This window comes from Allorhodopirellula heiligendammensis (assembly GCF_007860105.1).
Taxonomy (GTDB): Bacteria; Planctomycetota; Planctomycetia; order Pirellulales; family Pirellulaceae; genus Rhodopirellula; species Rhodopirellula heiligendammensis.
In genome coordinates, this window is sequence record NZ_SJPU01000001.1 from 2,477,799 (window position 1) to 2,498,203 (window position 20,405).

At 56.2% G+C, this 20,405-nt stretch carries 12 protein-coding genes; 5 read left to right on the forward strand and 7 right to left on the reverse strand.

Annotated features, from left to right (window positions below; genetic code table 11):
• Nucleotides 1-92: 92 nt before the first annotated feature.
• The 3 genes from Poly21_RS09285 (at nt 93) to Poly21_RS09295 (ending at nt 3,936) form a co-directional block, all read left to right on the forward strand.
• Entirely contained in the window at nt 93-2,228 is a 2,136-nt protein-coding gene (locus Poly21_RS09285) for a DUF1592 domain-containing protein (protein ID WP_146406546.1), read from the forward strand.
• Entirely contained in the window at nt 2,225-3,571 is a 1,347-nt protein-coding gene (locus tag Poly21_RS09290) for a DUF1552 domain-containing protein (protein ID WP_146406547.1), read from the forward strand. The genes Poly21_RS09285 and Poly21_RS09290 overlap by 4 nt, the downstream gene beginning before the upstream one ends.
• Before the next feature lie 176 nt (nt 3,572-3,747).
• Entirely contained in the window at nt 3,748-3,936 is a 189-nt protein-coding gene (locus Poly21_RS09295; protein WP_146406548.1) for a hypothetical protein, read from the forward strand.
• 17 nt (nt 3,937-3,953) lie between these two features.
• On the opposite strand, the gene Poly21_RS09300 is transcribed toward Poly21_RS09295, so the two are convergent.
• The 3 genes from Poly21_RS09300 to Poly21_RS09310 form a co-directional block, all read right to left on the reverse strand.
• Nucleotides 3,954-4,211 (reverse strand): hypothetical protein, encoded by a 258-nt coding sequence (locus Poly21_RS09300; RefSeq protein ID WP_146406549.1) that lies wholly within the window; start codon nt 4,209-4,211, stop codon nt 3,954-3,956.
• Between the two features lie 213 nt (nt 4,212-4,424).
• Nucleotides 4,425-6,905, reverse strand: a complete 2,481-nt coding sequence (locus Poly21_RS09305) for a DUF1588 domain-containing protein (RefSeq protein ID WP_146406550.1) — start codon at nt 6,903-6,905, stop codon at nt 4,425-4,427.
• The gene (locus Poly21_RS09310) at nt 6,902-8,221 is read right to left on the reverse strand and encodes a DUF1552 domain-containing protein (RefSeq protein ID WP_146406551.1); all 1,320 of its coding nucleotides are present in this window, start codon (nt 8,219-8,221) and stop codon (nt 6,902-6,904) included. Before Poly21_RS09310 ends, Poly21_RS09305 begins: the two co-directional genes overlap by 4 nt.
• 685 nt (nt 8,222-8,906) lie before the next feature.
• Here Poly21_RS09310 and Poly21_RS09315 point away from each other — a divergent pair.
• Complete coding sequence (locus tag Poly21_RS09315; protein WP_146406552.1) at nt 8,907-9,686, forward strand: SDR family NAD(P)-dependent oxidoreductase; 780 nt, start codon at nt 8,907-8,909, stop codon at nt 9,684-9,686.
• Between the two features lie 315 nt (nt 9,687-10,001).
• On the opposite strand, the gene Poly21_RS09320 is transcribed toward Poly21_RS09315, so the two are convergent.
• From Poly21_RS09320 to Poly21_RS09335, 4 genes are all read right to left on the reverse strand, one after another.
• Nucleotides 10,002-12,074, reverse strand: a complete 2,073-nt coding sequence (locus tag Poly21_RS09320) for a S9 family peptidase (protein WP_146406553.1) — start codon at nt 12,072-12,074, stop codon at nt 10,002-10,004.
• 48 nt (nt 12,075-12,122) lie between these two features.
• Complete coding sequence (locus Poly21_RS09325) at nt 12,123-13,226, reverse strand: cis-3-hydroxy-L-proline dehydratase (RefSeq protein WP_146406554.1); 1,104 nt, start codon at nt 13,224-13,226, stop codon at nt 12,123-12,125.
• A gap of 285 nt (nt 13,227-13,511) precedes the next feature.
• The gene (locus Poly21_RS09330) at nt 13,512-16,052 is read right to left on the reverse strand and encodes a serine/threonine-protein kinase (protein ID WP_302118239.1); all 2,541 of its coding nucleotides are present in this window, start codon (nt 16,050-16,052) and stop codon (nt 13,512-13,514) included.
• Nucleotides 16,053-16,561: 509 nt separating this feature from the next.
• Entirely contained in the window at nt 16,562-17,164 is a 603-nt protein-coding gene (locus tag Poly21_RS09335; RefSeq protein WP_146406556.1) for a sigma-70 family RNA polymerase sigma factor, read from the reverse strand.
• Between the two features lie 237 nt (nt 17,165-17,401).
• Here Poly21_RS09335 and Poly21_RS09340 point away from each other — a divergent pair, with 237 nt between their 5' ends.
• Nucleotides 17,402-20,374 (forward strand): sulfatase-like hydrolase/transferase, encoded by a 2,973-nt coding sequence (locus tag Poly21_RS09340; protein ID WP_302118240.1) that lies wholly within the window; start codon nt 17,402-17,404, stop codon nt 20,372-20,374.
• Nucleotides 20,375-20,405: the final 31 nt, after the last annotated feature.

Genomic DNA, 20,405 nt, shown 5'->3' on the forward strand with positions numbered 1-20,405 from the left:
ATGTTCTCCTGTCGGATTGCTGTTAAGCTATTTGTTACGATTCGCAAACACTCGGATCGTTTTTTATTCGTTGCTTTTGAAATGACTCGCCCATGCGGTTCTCTGACGAAAACAGAAAAAACCTCGCGCGTTGTGAACCGACACGACGGCTCGCTGCAATCTTGTGGATTGCATTGGTCGTGATCACGGATTGTATCCCTGCCCATGCTGCCAGCCCCTTTACTGAAGTCATTTCGCCGGCTCTGAAACGACACTGTGCTAAGTGTCATGGTTCCGCAGATGAACGCGAAGCGGACATGGATCTTGCGTCGCTCGACGAAGAATCCTTGATCGCACAGCCAGAGCTGATCCGGACAGTGATCGATGCGCTGGATCTCAACGAAATGCCACCTCTCGACGAACCGCCTCTTGAGCCGGGACTCCGTGAACATTTGATTGAGCAGCTGACGTCGATTCTACGTACGTCGATCGCTCAGCAGCGTCCATACTCCCAAACGCCCATTCGGCGAATGAACCGGTTTCAATACAATAACGCAGTGACGGATTTGTTTCAGCTGAAGTGCGCCGTCTTCACTCTTCCTGAGCGGATGATGCGGGAGCACAACGGGTACTTCAATCCGAGCTCCGGACGCATGGCCGACGTCGTCGCCGTCGGCAGTCGGCCACTGGGAAAGTCTCAGATGATCGAATCGCGACTTGGAGGCGTCACCGCATTTCCGCAAGATCTGCGAGCGGAGCACGGATTCGATAATCAAGCAGATCATCTTTCGTTGTCACCGCTGCTAATGGAATCCTTCTTACAGCTGGGCCAGTCCATCACTCAGAGTCCTGATTTCGATCCACGCAACGTAGGCATTTGGAGTAAGTTTTTCGCTGCCCCGCGTAACGAACATGATCTCCAGGGCGAGGTGGCGGGACGCCTGCGTCCGTTTCTCACGGAGGCCTTTCGGCGTCCTGTGACTGCGGAAACGCTCGCGCGATATTCCGCATTTACCAATGCACAGATCCAATCGGGTGTCCCGTTCACCGATGCAATGAAGGCGGTCGCTGCAGCGGTCATCGCGTCTCCCAGGTTTCTGTATCTGTATGAAACGTCCCACGAAGATGAGGACGGGAAAGAAGTGGACGATTTTGAGCTCGCTTCGCGTCTCTCCTTTTTTCTGTGGGGGAGTCTGCCAGATCAATTGCTATTGAATCTGGCATCCAAGGGCGAACTAGGAGATCCCGTCGTTTTGGAAGAGCAAGCCGACCGGATGCTAAAGGATCCAAAACTGAAACGTTTCTGCGATAGTTTTCCAACCCAGTGGCTGCAGTTGGAACGGATCGTTTCGTCGGTTCCCAGTCCTGATAAATATCCGGAGTTTTACTACCTGAAGTTCCGCGACAGTATGCACATGATGATCGAGCCCTTGTTGATTTTCGAAACGGTTCTCATCGAAAATCAACCGATCACTCAGCTGGTGGATTCCGATTTCACATATCGGTCTGGTCTGTTGGAGGACGCGTACCAGCCGCCAGCCACCGGGCGGAAGGGCACCGGGCGGAAGGGGACAGGCGGAGAGGTCGCCGTCCTGCGGTTTCAGCGGTTGCCTGTGACCGACCGACGCCATGGGGGCGTGATCACCAACGCGGCCGTGATGACGATGACGTCCGGTCCCGAGCGAACGCAGCCGATCACACGTGGAGCGTGGATTTCGGCGGTCATCTTTAATAATCCACCGGATCCCCCACCGGCTGATGTCCCAGCTTTGGACGATACCCCATCCGCCGCGGAGGAGAACCTCACCCTGCGTGAACGGCTGGAGATGCATCGGAAACGTTCGGATTGCAAAGGCTGTCACGAACAGATCGATCCACTCGGATTTGCGTTGGAGAATTACAATCCCATCGGCGTTTGGCGTGATCACTATGAGAACGGCCGTGAAATCGACATGGAGGGGAAACTGTTCCAGAAACATGAGTTTTCGACCGTCATCGAGTTCAAGGATGCCATTCTTGCTGAGCAAGACAGATTCACACGTGGTTTAGGCGGTCACCTCCTTTCCTTTGCTCTTGCTCGCCAACTCGATGCAGCTGACCATCTCGCTCTCGACAAAATCACGGCCAACTGCGCAGCGGACAACTATAAAATGCAGACGCTCGTGAAACAGGTCATCCTGAGTGAGCCCTTCCGACGTAAACACAATCCCGTCAGCCCTCCCGCACAATTCAGTGGAACCGAACGATGAGAAAAACGTCGCGTAGAACGATCCTCCGCGGAATGGGCGGAGTTGCACTATCGCTTCCTTGGATGGAGAGTTTCGCCGCCGCACCCGAAGCGGTGAGACCTCTGCGAATGGCACACTACTATGTGCCGATCGGTGTTGTCCGACGCGGGTTCTTTCCGGGCGAGGCGCAAAGTGTGATCCCCAAGGGAAACCTGGGGAACTTGATGAAGTCGTTGAGCAAGCAGGATCCCCGTTTCTTTGCCAAGCCGCTCGAGGAATTGACGCCGACCATGCAGCCCCTGGAGGCATCGAAAAGTAAGATTAACTTGATCACAGGCATGGATCGCGTTTTTCAGCAAGGCACCGATGTGCATGCCCAGTGTGGATCTTGTTACCTCAGTAGCGCGGTTCCCTACACCATCGAAGGAACCGCTTGGCCTCTCGACCGCACGCTCGATCATCTGGTCGCCGATCATGTGTCTGCAACAACGGCTTTTCCAACACTGGAGTTCAGTTGCAATAGTCACCGTGACAACAAAGAGTCCATTTATTTCGACAATATCTCATGGTATGGAACCGGGCACGTAGCGCCCTCCATTCGCGATCCCCGCAAGATGTATCGCCGGCTTTTTTCCACGAAGGAAATTGCTCAATACCGCGACATCACCGACCTCGTTCTTGAGGACGCAGCCTCGCTACGCAGAGACCTTGGCTACGCTGATCGGCAAAAATTTGCTGAATACTTCGAGTCCATCCGCACGATTGAAACGCAGATGGACCGTCTCGAGGCGATGAAAGCTGAGCTGGCGACAGTTCATTTCGACGAGCCGAAGGCGGATTACCTCCCCCGCGGAGAGTACATTCGCTTGATGGGAGACCTGATGGTCGTGGCCCTTCAGACGGGGCTGACCAACGTGGCGACGTTCATGATTGGCCCTGAGCGATGGGACACACCGTATCGATTCGAAGGGCTATTTGACAAGCCACGAAGTCATCACCAGATGTCACACAATCAGACCGAAATGATCGACGATCTGCTGAAGGTTGATCATTTTCATATGCAGCAGTTTGCGTATTTGGTCGAGAGGATGGATGCAATTGAAGACGCCGATGGCACGTCTCTACTGGACAATACGTTGTTCACCTATGGGTCCGGATTGGGGGATGGTTCAACCCACCAATACAACGACCTCCCCATCATTGTCGCTGGGGGCGGCGAACACGTTCAGTCGGGACAGCACATCAATATGCCAGAGGGCACGCCATTGGCAAATCTTTGGCTGACCCAAGCGAGACTAATGGGCGTTCCATTGCAACAGTTTGCCGATAGCACGGGAATGATTGAACCACTGCTCCGAGGGTGATTGTTCCCAGGACACCCCGGCGCGGCAGGATCCTGTTGACGATTTGACGCAGCCACCTCAGGTTGACCGATCACCCACAGGATGCCACCATTCAGGATGCGAATACGGTACCGGATTTGTTGAATTCCCCCCCGTATCCTTCGAACTAACTTGGAAGACTCCGAGGCGGACATTTAATGGAACAGTTACAGGGGCTTTGGCGAGATACGAAATGGGTGTGGATGTCCTTCGTCTGCTTCGTCGTATTGCTTTCCGCATCCGTATCGTGGTTCTTCCTGTTGACACTGCCGGCGCTCCCGGTCAGCTATTGTTACTTTGCTTTTGTCCGATACGACGACAACGGCAACGAGAAAGCAGAGTTCTAGACATACCGCGTGAAACGTTATTTTCGACGTTTCGCCGCCGCGAGCAGCGCTTCGAGTTCGACGACGTGGCTTTCCGGCACACGTCGTCTGCGAGATTTCTTCGAGACAATGTCGTGCAGTGTTTCGAGATCGTCGAGCGGGATCTCGGGAAAGAGCGTCCACTCCACGTCCGATTTGAGTCGCGACCGGAGTTGCCATTTCCCCGCATGTCGCGAAGCGGTGACGAGCCGAGTTGCCCCGTCCTCGGTGGTCTCACGCCATTCGTGTTTCTTCATTGTTCGATTACCTGATGGAATGAGAGTTGGAGACGCTGTCGAGTGACGGCAGCGGAAAATCCTAGCAATCATCCGTCACCAGGGATACCAGCCTGTGGAGTGCGTTGCCTTCCCTGTCCGCATGCACAATCGCTAAACCGAAGCGCCAGCGAGGATAAGCAAACCGGCAAATACGCATTGACGTCCAGACCTCCCCGACGGCACCCCGTCTGATTACTTGCGGAACAGGAATGCATCGGAGGTGAGTAGCGATACCAGGAGGGCGTTCATGCTACCGCCACTCTCTTGGTACGCGCGGTGGGCTTCTTGGAGCACGGGCCCATCGTGGAGCGTCTCATTACGGCCCATCCAAAATCGGAACGCATGACGGACAAAAACCTGTTCGGCGCGCTCGCTGTCAGCGAGCTTTCGAATCATGTCGATAGCGTCAGTGACTTTGCCGTCCAAGCTGGGATCGCCCGAGTCGATGATTTCGCCGGATGTATCGACAGGTTTGTTGAGTTCAGTGAGTCGGTGCAGACCCGCGTGATTGTACATTTCAAACGGGAGGCCCAGCGGATCCATTTTCTTATGACACGTCCAGCAATAATCTTCTTGGGTCACCCGCATCCGCTCACGCAGCGTGTTGCCCGGCTCATCGGGCAGCATCGCATCGACGGTAATCGGCACGTCAGGGATACCACCCCCGAGCAGCCGTTCCTGTATCCAGCGGCCGCGCCGGATGGCGTGGTTGTCCATGGCGTCTGAGTGAGACACCAGCCAGCTGGGATGGGTCAGGATGCCAAGCCTTTCACCTTTCGGGACGGTTGCCAATACTCGTTCCGGCGTCATGGATCCACGACCGAAACTACGCCGACTCACGCGAGCGTAGATCTGCGGTCCGGTCAAGTCTGCTGCGGCGACGCTGTGATTCGTAACGCGTGGGTTCTTGAATTTCCGAGGTGTCGGTGGTTCCTTTCCTGGGTTGGCTTTCCGCCACGCCTCGATCTCAGCAGCCGCTTCCTTCGCCGCCAGCGCGTTTGCATTTTTCTCGGCCGCCATGGACGCCGCGACTGCCTCGCGTGAACGTTTGGTGCCGAAATAGATATTGTCCGCTTTGGTAGCGACCACCTTGTCAGTGGTCAGTAGCTGCTTCAGGACGTCCGTGTCCGCGCTCAGAATAAGTTCGATCAAGCGATCCGTGCTCGCCGTGGCATCGAACATGGCTCGGTAATGGGCCTGTCCCTTGTTGTTGGCGCCGGTATCGGCCAGTGCTGGTGTGTCTTTACAGATGTATCCGCCCAGGTCGTAGTCGAAATACTCGCGGAAGAAACGCAGGACGCGCGGCTTGCGAATGCTCTCATCAGCCAGCATTCGTTCAACTTCACGCTTAACGTCTGCCCGAGTACGCATTCGCCCTTCCACAATGGCGGCACGCAGGTCAGCGTCTGGCCGGATGTAGCGCAGTGCATGGTTGATCGCCATACCCAGTTCCCAGTCCTGAAGCATAACGCGTCCATGTTTGTCAGGCTCGCCGTTCTCAGCTAACTCCGGTCGAAAGAGCGCGTCGCGGTCCAGGAAAATGGCGGATAGACCAAGGACTGCTCCATCTTGTTTACCGAGCTTGTCGATCGCCTGGTTGACGATTGCCAGATAATCGTTCGACTCCGTTTCACTCGGCGGGCGAAACGTCAATGCTTCGAAGAGATAATCCACCGCGGCGCGTAGCGTTTTTTCGGTAACCACTTCTTCACGCATCAGATCGTGGACGGGTGTTAGCGGTCGGACAATTTTGGTGCTGTAGACCAAACTCGTCGGTAGGCCACGAAGGTCCCCCTTCATTTTATCCGCGATCGACTTGGGATCGTCCGTGATCTGGTAGGGCTCGGCGATGCTCAGCGGGCCGTCGGCCATGTAACGGAGGATATCGCCTGCGATGCCCAGAATCTGCGTCGCTTCGGCGCTGTTAACAGTATAAAAGTCCGGGTAGTTTTCCAGTCCATGGTGACGCGCCGACGACAGGATCGCAGGCACACTCTTAACCGAGGTGGCGTACGCGACTGTTCCGCCCTGCCACTGAATAATACGATCGGTGCCGAAGTAGAGTTTGAGTTCACCTCCATGATTGGTGGGGACCACGTCGCCGTGGGTGCGAAGTCCAGGTTTCTTGGGGTCGAACCTTGCTTCCGTATTGATTAATTCGTTCAGCCGCGTGATGTGTTCCTGGGGAGTAACCCGCCAGATGCGTGCTGGCGATGATGTTGGTTCCAGCTCAATGCCGGCGGGCAGCGGACCGAACAGCAAGTCGTGGTCAACAAAGTTTCCTTTGTCAGGGTCAAGGTGAGCATGAAAACCGCCCTTATCTCGCAAGACGCGCGTTAACTCGCCAACGATCGCATCGGAAAACTGTAGACGCTCAATCACGCCGGGCTCCTCGGCGTCCTGGGGCGGCATCTCTTTCAGGGCCACCTGCGCCCACACACTCGTCCACGTGCTGGCGTTGACTTCATCAATGGGCGCTAAACCCGCGAGTGAAAGATCTCCTTCCGGGTAAGACTCGCCGTGACAGTCGATGCAGTAAGTTGTGAGAAACGATTCAGCAAGGTTGGCAAAGTCGTCGCTGTTGACATGGCCGGGTGTGTACGTCTGGGCGTTTGCTGCAGAGACCAAACACCACGCGAAACTCAACGCCAGAGCGAGTCTAACTCTTCTCATGCCAGCACTTCTTTGAGCGGGCCGGTACCGGTGTCGAACTTCTTCGCCATTTTGTCGTCCATGTTGAAACGATCGCAATTTTGGCCTGCCGCTCGCAGCAACGATGTGTAGAGCGCGTTGATCGGTCGCTTGCCATCAAGTTGCGTGAAACAGCCCGATTTGAAAGCGCCGTCCAAGTTACCCAACAGCATGACCGGCCAGTTGGCGCCATTGGTGTGCTGTTTGTCCGCGTTATTGCTGGTGTACACGATCAGCGTATTGTCCATCATGGTTCCGCTGCCTTCTGGAACGCTCTCGAGCGCCTCCATGATTCGAACCAACATGCGACTGTTGTATTGCCGGATCTTGATCCAAATGGGATTGTCAGGTTGATCCATATGCCCCAGGTTGTGCCCTTGTTGCTCAACGCCGAGTCCCTTCCAAGCACCAAAGATTTCGCCCCGACCTGAGCCGATCGTCAGCGTATTGGTGATTCCGGACGTCAGGGCCGAAATGCCCAGGTCGAGTAAGCTATCGTGCCAGTCCGTTTCGAACTCGGGCGAAGTGTAGCGCTCGTCTACCGTGGGTGCGAATTTTCGCAGCTGTCCCGCAACCGAGTCGAGACGAGTTCTGAGGCCGTTGACGTCTTGAAAACCACTGACAAATTGTCCGTATCGTTGTTGATCGGAGGCGGGAAGCGATCGCCCCTTCGCGACAGCCAGTCTTTCGACTTGATTCATCACGCTCGATCGCGCTTCGTGTTGGCGTCGAATGTCGCCTGACGAGATCCCACCGTACAACATCTGATAGAGATGGTTCGGATTGGAGTGCATGAAAATTGGCTGACCGGCACCGCTGGCAGATAGCGTTGCAATGGTGGGTTTGGTCTTCATGTTCTCAATTGAGTCCATGCCAATGCAGAGATGAGGCAACAGCGTCTGAGGCAGAGTCTTGCTGAGCTCATAATCGATCGTCGAGGCGCTGGGTGGCACCCCATCACTACCGCGATACCCGCCCAACGCACCAAAAAATGCACTGTGCGAAGGACTCGTGTGAATGCCATGCAGACCGTTGATGATATGCAGTCGTTCCTTGTAAGGCTCGAGGGCACTGATGGGCTCGGGAAGTTTCGCTTTGGCCAGCGAGCCGCTGCTGGTCATTCCGGAAGGGACACATGTTTTTGGATCGAAGCCCTGGTTCTGCATGAAGAACACGATTCGCTTTGGCGTAGCAGGACTAGCGGGCGAGGCCATCAAACTTTCTCGACCAAGCGAAACGCCCAATGCGGCACCGGTGCTAGCTGCGATTCCCTGCAGCATTCTTCTGCGACTGAACATGATTGTTCTCTTTTTAGGAAAGGACGGTCGTCTGTCAGAATTCGGTGTGGACTTGTCGAAACAATTCGATCCGAACAGGCCCAACTTCAAGAACTCCTACACCCGCAGCAGCGGTATCGGCGACGGTTGGCGATCGTGAGACGACTGGAGGCGGGAGGCGGGAGGCGGGAGGCGGTGAAGGCGGGATTGGTCGACAAATGTGTGAGTCAACTCGACCATTCTAGCGTTTCAGTACCTCACCGCAACATAATTTTGGCCTTACCCGACCTCGCCATCCGACAGCGTGCAGTGGACAGTGCTCTTCCACTGACTGCCGTACCCGATCCGGTTTTTAAAACGTCTCCCCGACGAACGAATGTTCGGCAGGGATTCGCCACGCCAGGAGCGGACCAGCGACTGCGGTCGTCCCCACGGAGTACATCGGTATCGTTTGATTGAGTTCTTCACAGCGGTTTCCATCGAGCTTGGACGTTCGCGAGGCCGGAGCACATCGTGGGCCCGGAACGCATTACCGCCGCAAGCGATCTGACCCAACTGCTATGTTCTTGCCCAGCACCCGGACCTGCATGGATCAAAGATCAATTAAGATGGATTCAGATCACACTGTGTTGTCTACCTGTATCCAGGGCGATTCAGCTAGCTCTGGAAGACGAATTTATCGCTCCCTCTACGCAGAATAATATCGATGCATCGTTGGCCCGGCCTCGCTCAATTTCAACTCACCAATCAGGTGGCAATCGTTACCGGCGGATCGAAAGGACTTGGCGAGGCGATGGCGGCCGGCCTGGCATCGGCGGGAGCCCACCTGCTGATTGTCAGTCGCAATGAGGATGAAGCGAAAGCAGCGGCAACTAGAATCGCCAATGAGTATCCCATCCGAGCGATTGGCATGGCAGCGGATGTTTCGAGCGAGGATCAAGTCGTCGCGATGGTTGCTCGCTGTATGAACGAATTCGGTCGAATCGACATCCTGCTCAATAACGCGGGCATCAATATTCGTGGTCCGATCGAGAAGCTATCGCTGGAAGAATTCCGCCAGGTGCAGAGCATTAATGTCGAAGCAATGTGGCTTTGTTGCAAGTATGTTTCAGTATCGATGAAACAGCAGCAGTACGGTCGGATCATCAATATGGCCAGCACGCTCGGTCTGGTTGGCTTGGCGAATCGAACTCCGTACGCCAGCAGCAAAGGAGCGGTTGTGCAAATGACCCGCGCACTCAGTTTAGAGTTCGCGCTCGACAAAATCATGGTCAATGCAATCTGCCCGGGGCCTTTCTTAACCCCGATGAACGTGCCGATCGCGGAGAGTGAAGAGGCGAGACAGTTTATCGTCGGCGCAACGGCGCTGGAACGCTGGGGGGAATTGAAGGAGATCCAGGGAGCCGCAATCTACTTGGCCAGTCCTGCGGCAAGCTACACGACCGGAACGATTCTGACCGTCGACGGCGGTTGGACGGCGAGGTAACCCCGAGCCAACACGCCGAGATTGCGTGTGCACCTAGCCGGTCAGGGCAGCTAGCCGGTCAGTGCAGCTAGCCTGTCAGTGGAGCTGGTCACGGCAATAGCAGACCAATCCAGATGCCACGTCGACAGGCGAGTAACTCGTTCGTTAACGCCCCGGTTGGCAGCGACCTGGTTGGTGTCTTTGATCACACGCAGCTCCGATTGAACCGGGTGGCTGATTTGACCAAATCGAACTCTTTACCCGAGGGCCTCGACGTATCGCTCAACCATCGGCGTCGCAAACGCGACCGAAGTACGCGTCCTGCCGGAGAGTCAACTATTGCGGTCCGGGCGTCAGGTTTTCTATCAGATAGCGAAGAATAAGCATCCGCACGTGCACCACAGTTCCTGATCCCTCACGCAACCCATGGTCGCGATTCGGGTAAACCATGTAGTCGAACGGTTTGCCAAGTTCGACGAGGCGATCGACGAGGCCCTCGATGATCTGAATGTGTGTGTTGGTCTCGCCGGAACCCGTGATGATAAGTAGTTTACCTTCGAGGCCTTCGGCGAAATGGATGGGTGCCGAGCGTTCATAACCGTCCGCGTTGACCTCACGCGTTCGCATGTAAATTTCTTGGAACCATGCGTTGTAGAGATGCGGCTGAGGCTTAGGGACGACCGCAATTCCCACGTCGTACAATTCGGGCTGGCGGAACATGGCATTGAGCGTGTTGGATCCACCGCCACTCCAGCCCCAAATTCCGACGCGCGATAGATCCACGTACGATCGTTGACGACCGAGTTCCTTTAACGCAGCGGCTTGTTCCTCGGTTGAAAGCGGACCGAGGCTGCCGAAGATGCTCCGCCGCCATGCCGCACCCTTCGGCGCGGGCGTTCCCCGGTTGTCGATCGAAACAACGAGATATCCCATGTCAGCGACAACGCGGTGAAAGTCAATCTGACCTGCTCCCCATTTGTCCAAGACGGTCTGCAAATAAGGTTCACCGTAAACATACACGAACACCGGATATTTCTTGGTGTCGTCAAAGTTTTTCGGCTTGATCATCAACGCGTCCACCGAGATACCATCCCCGATATCGAGTTGCAGGAACTCCGTTGGATGCGAGATTACCCGCTCCATCTTCGCCCGCAGTTCAGCTTGATCCTCCAGCACACGTAGGACCCGGTGACTTGGCAGTTCGACGAGTTCAATGATCGGTGGTGAATCCAGCGTCGAGAATGTATGAAACGCTAGGTCGGCATTCGGTGAGAAATCGTAGTCATGGCTACCAGGCTGGTCTTTCGAAGTGATTCTTTCCAGCGTCCCCGTGCCATCGAGCGGTACGCGATACAGGTATTTTTGAGTTGCGTTTTCGGGTGATGCGTAGAAGTAGAACCACCCATCGTTCTCATCGACGACGGCGCGATCGATGATGTCGTAATCGCCCGGTGTGAGCACGGCAATCTCGTCACCATCGCGGGAGTAGAGAAACGCATGACGCCAGCCATCTTTTTCGCTGACGACGATGAACGCATCGCCTTCACGAACCCAGTTCAACCCGGAGTTCGTCCCCTGGCTACCGACGGCCCAGGCCGGGTTGGTCTCACTGTAAATTCGAGTGGATTCGCCATCGAGCGAGTACAGTGTGAATTCACGCGTGTCACGGAACCGGCTCAGGGTTTCGACGAGCACCTGATCCGAGTTTTCTGCCCAGTCGACCTGGCCCAGATAGCAGCCTTCCTCCGGCACTTCTAACGGCAGCCACCGCACGTCACCCCCGGTCGAGGCCACCACACCGACCCGCAGCGCCGGGATCTGCTCACCGACTCTGGCAAAGCGAACGTCTCGAACGCCGGGATACGATGGGTCGCTGGGGACCAGTACCGATCGTTGTCTGACTTGGGTTGAATCCGACTCGATGAATGCAATGTGCTTCCCGTCGGGGCTCCACACGGGATCACGGTACGAGACGTCTCGGTCACGTGGCCGCTGAGTCAGGCGGATTTGTTCTCCACTTTTCAGATCCCGAACAACTAGATTTCGTTTCTGAAACTCCACCACATGATTTTCATCGGGAGAGAGACGCTTCCCATGCTCGAGCTTATGTTCATCCTGCTGATCCGCTGGGCTCCGCTCCCCGCTCTGAGCGTCATAACTCCACAGGGACCGTTTCTGCGTCTCCGGATCACGTTCGCGAATTGTATATCCCGAGCTGTCAGGAAGCCATTTACCGTCAAACCCAGCTGGCTGGAACTCTCCGTGCTCGTAGACTGCTTGCAGTCGGGGCAACGCCTCCTCGACCCAGTTGGAGCGAGGCGCGTCTTGCGCCGGCAGGCTTTGAGGGTCCAACCCCATTGCGAGTATCAGGAACCCAGTCGTACAAGTGATCGCTAGGTGATTTCTCATGATGCGTTTGTTTCAATCGGGATGAGATGGAAAGTGGATGGATTACGACTACTTCACTTCGAATACAGGCTTGCCCAGGACATCCATTTTCGGTGTGATGCCCAGTCCTGGCTCGATATTGGCAGCCATGAAGCCCTGTTCGCGTCGAGGTGCGCCATCAGCAGTACTGACGGTGACGTAGCTGTTGAAATCAGTGGCGGTGAACCGAAACTCTTCGGGTGTGCTGTGAGCCAAGTGAGCGATCGCAGCGGTCGTGATATCGCCACCCCAGCTATCTTCCAGTGTCATCGCGATGCCCATCGAAACGCATAGATCGCGAGCCTGTTTGGTTTTGGTCAGACCGCCGAGTTTGCTAATTTTCAGGTTCACGACATCCATCGCGAGGTCGTTCTTTGCCAGCATCAACATCTCCAGGCTGTCGAGATTCTCGTCGAGTACAAAGGGGTGGTCGGTGTGCCGTCGGATGGCGAGACATTCCTGGTAGCTCAAACACGGTTGTTCGATGTAAACGTCCACCTCGCGAACAGCGCGAACCACTCGCATTGCCTCATGCTGTGTCCATCCCGTGTTGGCGTCGGCCACCAATCGATCGGTGGGGCGCAGCACTGAGCTCACCGCGAGAATCCGCTCGATATCGGTATCAGGATCGCCACCGACTTTCAGCTGGAACCGCGTATATCCTTCATCGCGATATCCCGCCACGTTACCGGCCATCTCATCCGGCTCCACCTGTGAGATCGCGCGATACAAACGCACGCTCTCGCCAAACCGGCCACCCATCAGTTCACACACGGGTAAGCCGCAGGCTTTGCCTAGAATATCCCAACAAGCGATGTCGATCCCCGTCTTGACGTATGCATGACCTTTCAACGCCTGATCCATGCGCTGGTTCAGCACGCCGAGCTGCCGCGGATCAATGCCGAGCAGGTGGGGCGCCAGTTCGCGAACGCCGGCTCGCACCCCCTCAGCGTATGCTGGCAAATAGAACGGCCCCAGCGGACAAACTTCGCCGTAGCCGACCATTCCACAGTCCGTTTCCACCCCGATAACGGTGCTGTCGAACACAGAAACTGATTTGCCTCCGGACCATTTGTACGAGCCCTCAACGAGCGGGAGTTCAACACGATGTGCAAAAATACGAGCGATCTTCATAGAACAACTATCTTTCAGGATGTCACGACAGTGGGGAATTGCATTGCGACAGCGAATGCAGCAACTCAGAGCGGCATTCATGAGAACGTCGGTACCGTCTTCGCGGGGGTGGCTGCATCGCATGGACACATCAGTAGGATGTTGGATGGTCTCGCTGTCGTCCAATACGAGCGGCATTGTATAGCACGCTCCGTCGGGGCGCTTGATCCAAAATGTCCCCCATCAGTGAAAACGCGCACAGTGTGTCACCCAGCTCTCGTATCTGCTCGGGCGCCCTCGACATCATCACTCGTCACCTGCTTGCCCGTCGGCAACATCACGAATCGCTTCGCGTGTGCGGACCACCATCGGATGGTCCTTCCATGGAGGAGCAATTGAGTCGATGTCGCTGACGGCACTTGCCAGCGCAACATCGGCCGCCTCCTGGTTACCCGATTCGCGATACAATGTCGCCAGGTTGCGGTACAGCATCGCACGCCAGCATCGATGTTGAACGTTGTCTGGCCTGGTTTGTATGAGCGATGTTTGAAGTAAGATCGCGCCGGATAGCAACTGTTCGGCTTCATCAAACCATAATCGCGATCGGGCGACTGCTGACAATTTGTGGCGTAGATGAACCTCCGTCACCAGATATACCGAATTGTCGGCGTCCGTGGATCGCAGCGTCTCGACCTCGTGGAGTGCTTCACGCAGCCGTTGGGCAACTTCTGCAAACTGCCTTGGTGATCGCCGTCCACGCAAATTGACATCCGCCAACGCCTCCACCAGTTCGAATCGCACGTCGTCGTCGTCCGGTGTCGCCGCCAATTGGTCTCGAAGAATCGCAACAGCCTCTTGAAAGTCGCGCTGCTTGGAGGGGGGCTTGGCACCTTCTGCTGCAGGAGGAGTGAGTCGTGATCGGGCTAACAGGCTACTCGCGTATAAAATACTCGTCGTTTTCGATTGCGGCTGGAGATCTCGTAGCCCTTCCAGAATCTCGATTGCGTGATTGATATGCCGGAGATCGTCGCTGCGCTGAGCGGGCATGAGAGCTTCGCCACGACGCAAGTGGGGAGGGCGACTGCCAAGATTCAGATAGGCACGGGCAAGTTCCAAACGCGCCGCCGTGTTCGCAGCATCAAGCTCAGAGGCGGCCTGCACGGCGGATTCGTAACATTGTTTGGACGCACCCCGATCGAATTCCGCTTCGAACATCGCTCCAAGCTCGTTGTTCAACCGTGCCAAGCGTAAGTACAGATCATCATTTGGAATTGATGCGACCTCACCACGCTCATCGAGCAGCGTAATACTGGCACGGAGTGTGTCGATGCTATGGGAGGTGCGTCCCAAGCTGTGTTGAATCCGCGCGAGCTGAATGCTGGAGTCAACACTCCTTAGAATGATGTCACTGCGAGTTGGCGATTGCTGGGCGAGCCGCTCGTAGATCGGTTGAAGACGCTCCAGGATTCTCGCCGACGTGGGGGACGGTTCGAGACCAACATTGGGCAATAAATCATCCTCTTCGAACGTCTCCCCCAGCGCGAGGCTGGCGGATGTCGGTGTGTGCAAGACGACATCGATCACGCCATCGAGCGACTGGAGTGCCAGATCGACGGTATGCTCGGACGACTGCAATGCTGCAACGGATCGCTGATTTGCGGCGGATGTTTCCAAATACGCAATCGTGGAAATGATCGTCGCGGCGACTAATGCGACAACCGCGATTCCCACAGCGGCGGCGAGCTTCGGGTTGCGGCGCACCCAGCGAATGAAGCGACCCCAGAGTGGTGTTCGCCGCGCCCGGATTGGCTCATCGGCGAGAAAACGTCGCAGATCGTCGCGGAGGTCTGCTGCCGATGCGTACCGTTGAGATGGGGCTGCATGCATTGCCTTGCCAACAATGGTCGACAAATCCGTTGGAACATCAAGACGGACCCCATCAATCGGCTTTACTTGAGCGTTCGTGATCGAACCGATGAGGTGTTCAGCGTCGGTGGCGTCAAAGGCGGGACGCCCGCTGAGCAGTTCGTAGAGCGTGATGCCAATGCCATAAATGTCGCCCGCTTCGCCGGAGACTCCCGAGAATCGTTCGGGAGCCATGTAGCGTAGGCTACCGCTGACGCTCCGTGTATTGGTGAGATCGTTACCGACATGTTTCGCCAAACCAAAATCGGTGACTTGGACTGTCCCGTCATCTTCCATCAGGATGTTGGCAGGTTTTATATCGCGATGCAAAATACCGTTTGCATGCGAATATGCGATCGCATCCGCAACCTGCATTCCGATGCGGGCCGCGTCGAGGCACGAGAACGTTTTGCCGGCTGCAATGACGGCATCCATCGACTTTCCATGGATGAGCTGCATCACCAGGTAATGGGAACCGTCCGATTCACCGGTGCCATAGATCGGTACAATATTGGTGTGATGCATCGCCGCGGCCGTCATCGCTTCGGTGCGAAAGCGTTTCAACGCCTCATCGTCGAGCAGACTTTGCTTGGGAAGAATTTTGATGGCAACCACTCGATCGAGCGATTCCTGATGAGCTTCAAAGACGATGCCCATTCCGCCCCGGCCGATTTCGCGTACGATTCGAAAGTCACCGAGTTGCGACAACGCGTGACCCGCTAACGTCGCGGTGCCGTCGGCGTTGACCTGTTCGTCGATCTTGATCCGTTCGATGGATGCCACCAGCGGGAACATTCGTCGAATGGAATCACTGTAATCTGGATGTCGCCTCGCATACTCTTCCACGGTGGGCCGTTCCCCATCGCGGTATCTCGCGAGGAAGTCGCTCGCGAGGGTATCGACCGTGGCAAGGGTGTCGTCAGTTGTCTCGGAAGCTCGCATGACATGCAGATAGAAATGACAAGAAAGGAATGAAAGTAAATCCACACCGATGGTGAAGCCGTCGCGGAAATTGTTAGGACTTTCGTCACGCCGCCACCCCCACCCAACATACCCGTGAGCAATACACTGCCGCGTCGACGAGACGTTTGTCGCGTTCGAAAGTCGGAACGCTGTACGAGATTGAAGCTCGTGAGGAGATGTGGATTCAAACAACTCCGGTGATGCAGGGTACGGGCCGAGTGCCATCTGGCCAATCCCGCCAGTCGCCCGGTTGTCTCCCCGCCTACCAACGCAACCATGAGCCGAACGCCGTAACTGCCTGTTAGCTCACGAACCCGACGCGCCAGCGAGGCATTCCACGTCGTTCCTCGCTCGCGCGTCGGGCGAGTGTTTGTGTTTATGGGTTCGGACAGCGAGCGCAACGAACTTTCAAGCCACCGGGGATCACTGCCTGTCCGGCCGCTGACCCGTCTCGGCTCACCCAATCATGAGCCCGTCGACGAGTACCGCTACGGCATCTGTTCCAAGACGCTGCGGAGACGTTCCAGTGCCCGCATGTACCGGATGCTAGCTGCCTTGGGATTGATCGCCAATTCGATCGCGACCTCTTGATTGGTCAATTCTTCGAAGTGCCGGAGAGCGAGTACCTCTTGATCCATTTCGCTCATGCTGTCGAGCGCTTGCCGCACCTCGTCGATCAGTTCGGCTTTGACGGCAACTTGGCTGGGCGATGTCAGGTGGGCGATGAAACGCTGGGACATGCACATTGAGGTATTGGCCCATAGCACTTGTCGCACGGGATTGGCTTCGCGCAGCACGCTACGCGATTCAGTCCCCACATGGGTACGGTGAATCTTGCTGAGCGTCTGCCCGACGACCAGACGTAGCCACAGGAAAAATGAGGGGAAGTCGCCGTGAATGTAGTGCTCGAGCCTCTTTTCCGCTTCCAAAAACACCTCTTGGATCACGTCATCGGGGTCCACGCGACCGCGAATTCGATCGCTGAGTCGGAAGTGGATAATCTGCCAGACACGGGGGCGATGAAATGTGAAGAGTTCTCCGAACACGGTCGTATCGCCCTTGGCGAGTCGTCGTTCGAGCTCGTCGGACATGAAATCGTTCTTCGTAGCGGAAGGCGTCAAGACTCGTTGGATTCCAATGCAGCAGCGACAGAGGTCAGGACTTTCTGGATTTTTAAAAAATGCCCGTAGATTGCATCGTCCACGCGGGTTTAGGTGAGTAGCCCCACTCCCGACGCGAACGTTGCCGAGACGCTCGCAATACCAGATCGCCGAAACTCTCCACGAGTTCCGCTCCCAGCTTACCAGTGAATAATCCTCATGAGAACGATGCAATTCCCTATTCGGGTTCAACAGCGGCCCAACCTGGCAGCAAGCAAAATGTCAACATGTGGCGCAGGTTCCCTATCGAGTGTGCTCGTAGCCTGTGCTGTGCTGACATCGTTGATGACCGCCAGCGACGTATCGGCACAGCAACAAACCAGTTCGCTGGGAAGCACACCTAAAAACGTCGTTGTCTTGCTCGCTGACGATCTTGGCTGGGGTGACATCGGTATTCATGGCGGCGTTGCCGCAACGCCGAACATCGACAAACTGGCCACGGAGGGTTTGGAGCTCGAGCGGTTCTACGCCTATCCCGCCTGCAGCCCCGCTCGGGCAGCGATGTTGACCGGCCGTTTTCCGGGACGCTACGGGATCAGCGGACCCGTCCGACCACGTGACGAAGGGCTGCCGTTGACCGAGCGATTGTTGGTGGCGGACTTTCGAGACGCTGGCTACGAAACGGCGTTGATTGGGAAATGGCACTTGAACCACTCCACGGACATGAAGTTCAACCCCACTCGTCGCGGGTTCGATCATTTCTACGGATTTCTGGAAGCCTCCGTCGACTACTACCAGCATACGAGCAACCGGGGGCATGTTGACTGGCAGAGAAACGGCACAACTGTCAACGAGCAGGGCTACGCGACGGATTTGCTGACGCGGGAAGCGATCAATCGCATCAACCAACACGCCCGTAGCGAAAGTCGGCAACACTCTCGTGACCGACGATCCAGCGACGCAGTTCTTACCGAACTGGGAGAGGGGCAGAAGCCATTGTTCATGGTGGTGGCCTACAATGCTCCACACTCCCCGTTCCAAGCTCCTGCAAATCGAGTGGCCAAATACAGAGGTCAACTTGACGAGCAGAATGCTACCTACGCCGCGATGGTGGAATCGTTGGATCACGGCATCGGTCAGATTCTCGCGGCCATTCAATCGCAGGGCATGCGAGATGACACGATCGTTGTGTTCGCTTCGGACAATGGCGCCGCCCGGATGGGTTCCAATGCGCCGTTTCGGGGGCAGAAGCGTCAGGTGTATGAGGGCGGCATCCGAGTTCCCTGTATCGTCCGGGCTCCCGGCATGACCGAGCCGGGCACGAAGTCGCAACAATTGATGGCGATCCACGATCTCCTTCCCACCCTGGCGGGCGCCACCGACGTTTCATTGCAGGAAGCCAAGCCCCTCGATGGCATCGATCTGTGGTCGAGTATCATCGGCAAGGCCACCACGCCGCGAACCTTGGTGATCGCAGAGGAGGACTTCGCAATCTTTCGCGGAGACTGGAAACTGATCCAATCCGCTGACGGCGAATTGGAACTCTACGACGTTGTCCGCGACCCGAGCGAACGCACGGACTTGGCGGCGAGACCGAGTACCATCATCGATCAACTGGTCGCTGAGTTAACTACTTTCCAACAACGAGTTGCCGCCGACCAACCCGTCGCGGAAGTCGTCAAGACATTCGCAGCCACCCCCAAACCCACGCCAAAATCGCCGCAGACCCTGACGAGTTCCGCGGCCGATTCAAACTCCGCCATCAATGAAGGCTCTTCGCTGGCCAACGCCGAGCTTCTCGGCGACGTGGAATACAGCATCCTCGGTAACCGTGCGGTGGAGTCCAATGGTGTCGGTATCCGGCTATTCTCCGGTGCTGACAAGAACGGTGATGGCGAGCTCGCTGGTGCAGCGTCGATCGTCAACCACGATGTGTCCTCCGCTCACCGCTGGTACCGCTTTGACATCACCGGCATGGCTCAAGATGGATTCGCTGTCGACCAAGACAACTTGTACTTGCAAGTCGAGTTCCTCCAACAGAACGGCACCGATTCACTGGATCTGATTAAGACGCGAATCTATCCGCAGGTCGAGCGTGAGCGAAAAGACTTCCATGACGAATCGACCAACGCTAATCTCGGCCATGCGATCTGGAGATCCTATGCGATGGATTTTCGAACCCCCTTCGCAGAAGTCGATTCCGTTCGATTGAGCGTCGGTTTTTCGGATGGAAAAGGCGAAGGCACGAAGTCGGAGTTTTGGGTGCAATCGATGACGCTGCAACCGATCGCGACCCCCGCCGATTACCAGCCACCGGTTAACGCTAATCGTCATTTTCCGCAGCCGGACGTCGACTCGCTCGTGGCCCTCGGCGGCCGTTGGTACTTCGATCCGCAAGGCGGCAGCAAGCAGGTTCCGAAACAGTTTGACTACACAAATGCGGATCAGCTGCTGTATCGATCGGGACGTTTTGAGGCTCCCTTCGCCGGCAACATGTCATCCTGGTTGCGAGCCGGTTACAAGGATTTCTCGGGCGATCTCGTGGAACAGGACGTGGAGAAACCGTACGCGGTAGTGATCACCGTAACCGACGACCACATTGTGATGCGAAGTCGCAATTTGCCGAATCACCCGACCGCCACGTTCCCCGATAAGTGGCGGATGCTCGATGGCAATCCCTCGTACATCCAAGAAAAAGCGAACACTTGGTATCTCCCCAAGTACCCCAAGCTGGCGACGGATCCGATCGCGATGGACGCTCATAATTCCAACGGCGGTCTACCGATGGGGCCGATTGGCGTGGCCACCAACGGCGTGATTTTCTTCAACCCGTTCGATCACATTTTCGAAACCGATGCGGTGTGGCGTCTGGATCGCTGTTGTGGACACCCCAGTCCCCAGAGTGCCTACCACTATCACAAGTATCCCGTGTGCGTGAAAACGCCGTGGAGTGACGAGGGCCACATGCATTCTTCGGTGATTGGATTCGCCTTCGATGGATTCCCTGTTTACGGGCCATATGAAGCCGACGGTTTGCTGGCGAAAGACAACAAGGATCATCCCCTCAACGAGTTCAATCTGCACACCGACGAGGAACGCGGCCCGCATTACCATGTCACGCCCGGCAAGTTCCCCCACATCATCGGTGGCTATTGGGGGGAAGTGGATCCGATGAACGGCCGCGGCCGCCGTGCCAGGTAGAACGGTCCGAGACGGCCTTCATACCAACAAC

Coding starts and splice junctions, on each gene's coding strand:
- Poly21_RS09315 (WP_146406552.1), top strand. CDS start 8,907: ATGCATCGTTGGCCCGGCCTCGCTCAATTTCAACTCACCAATCAGGTG.
- Poly21_RS09305 (WP_146406550.1), bottom strand. CDS start 6,905: ATGAGAAGAGTTAGACTCGCTCTGGCGTTGAGTTTCGCGTGGTGTTTG.
- Poly21_RS09310 (WP_146406551.1), bottom strand. CDS start 8,221: ATGTTCAGTCGCAGAAGAATGCTGCAGGGAATCGCAGCTAGCACCGGT.
- Poly21_RS09340 (WP_302118240.1), top strand. CDS start 17,402: ATGCAATTCCCTATTCGGGTTCAACAGCGGCCCAACCTGGCAGCAAGC.
- Poly21_RS09335 (WP_146406556.1), bottom strand. CDS start 17,164: ATGTCCGACGAGCTCGAACGACGACTCGCCAAGGGCGATACGACCGTG.
- Poly21_RS09285 (WP_146406546.1), top strand. CDS start 93: ATGCGGTTCTCTGACGAAAACAGAAAAAACCTCGCGCGTTGTGAACCG.
- Poly21_RS09320 (WP_146406553.1), bottom strand. CDS start 12,074: ATGAGAAATCACCTAGCGATCACTTGTACGACTGGGTTCCTGATACTC.
- Poly21_RS09325 (WP_146406554.1), bottom strand. CDS start 13,226: ATGAAGATCGCTCGTATTTTTGCACATCGTGTTGAACTCCCGCTCGTT.
- Poly21_RS09330 (WP_302118239.1), bottom strand. CDS start 16,052: ATGCGAGCTTCCGAGACAACTGACGACACCCTTGCCACGGTCGATACC.
- Poly21_RS09300 (WP_146406549.1), bottom strand. CDS start 4,211: ATGAAGAAACACGAATGGCGTGAGACCACCGAGGACGGGGCAACTCGG.
- Poly21_RS09295 (WP_146406548.1), top strand. CDS start 3,748: ATGGAACAGTTACAGGGGCTTTGGCGAGATACGAAATGGGTGTGGATG.
- Poly21_RS09290 (WP_146406547.1), top strand. CDS start 2,225: ATGAGAAAAACGTCGCGTAGAACGATCCTCCGCGGAATGGGCGGAGTT.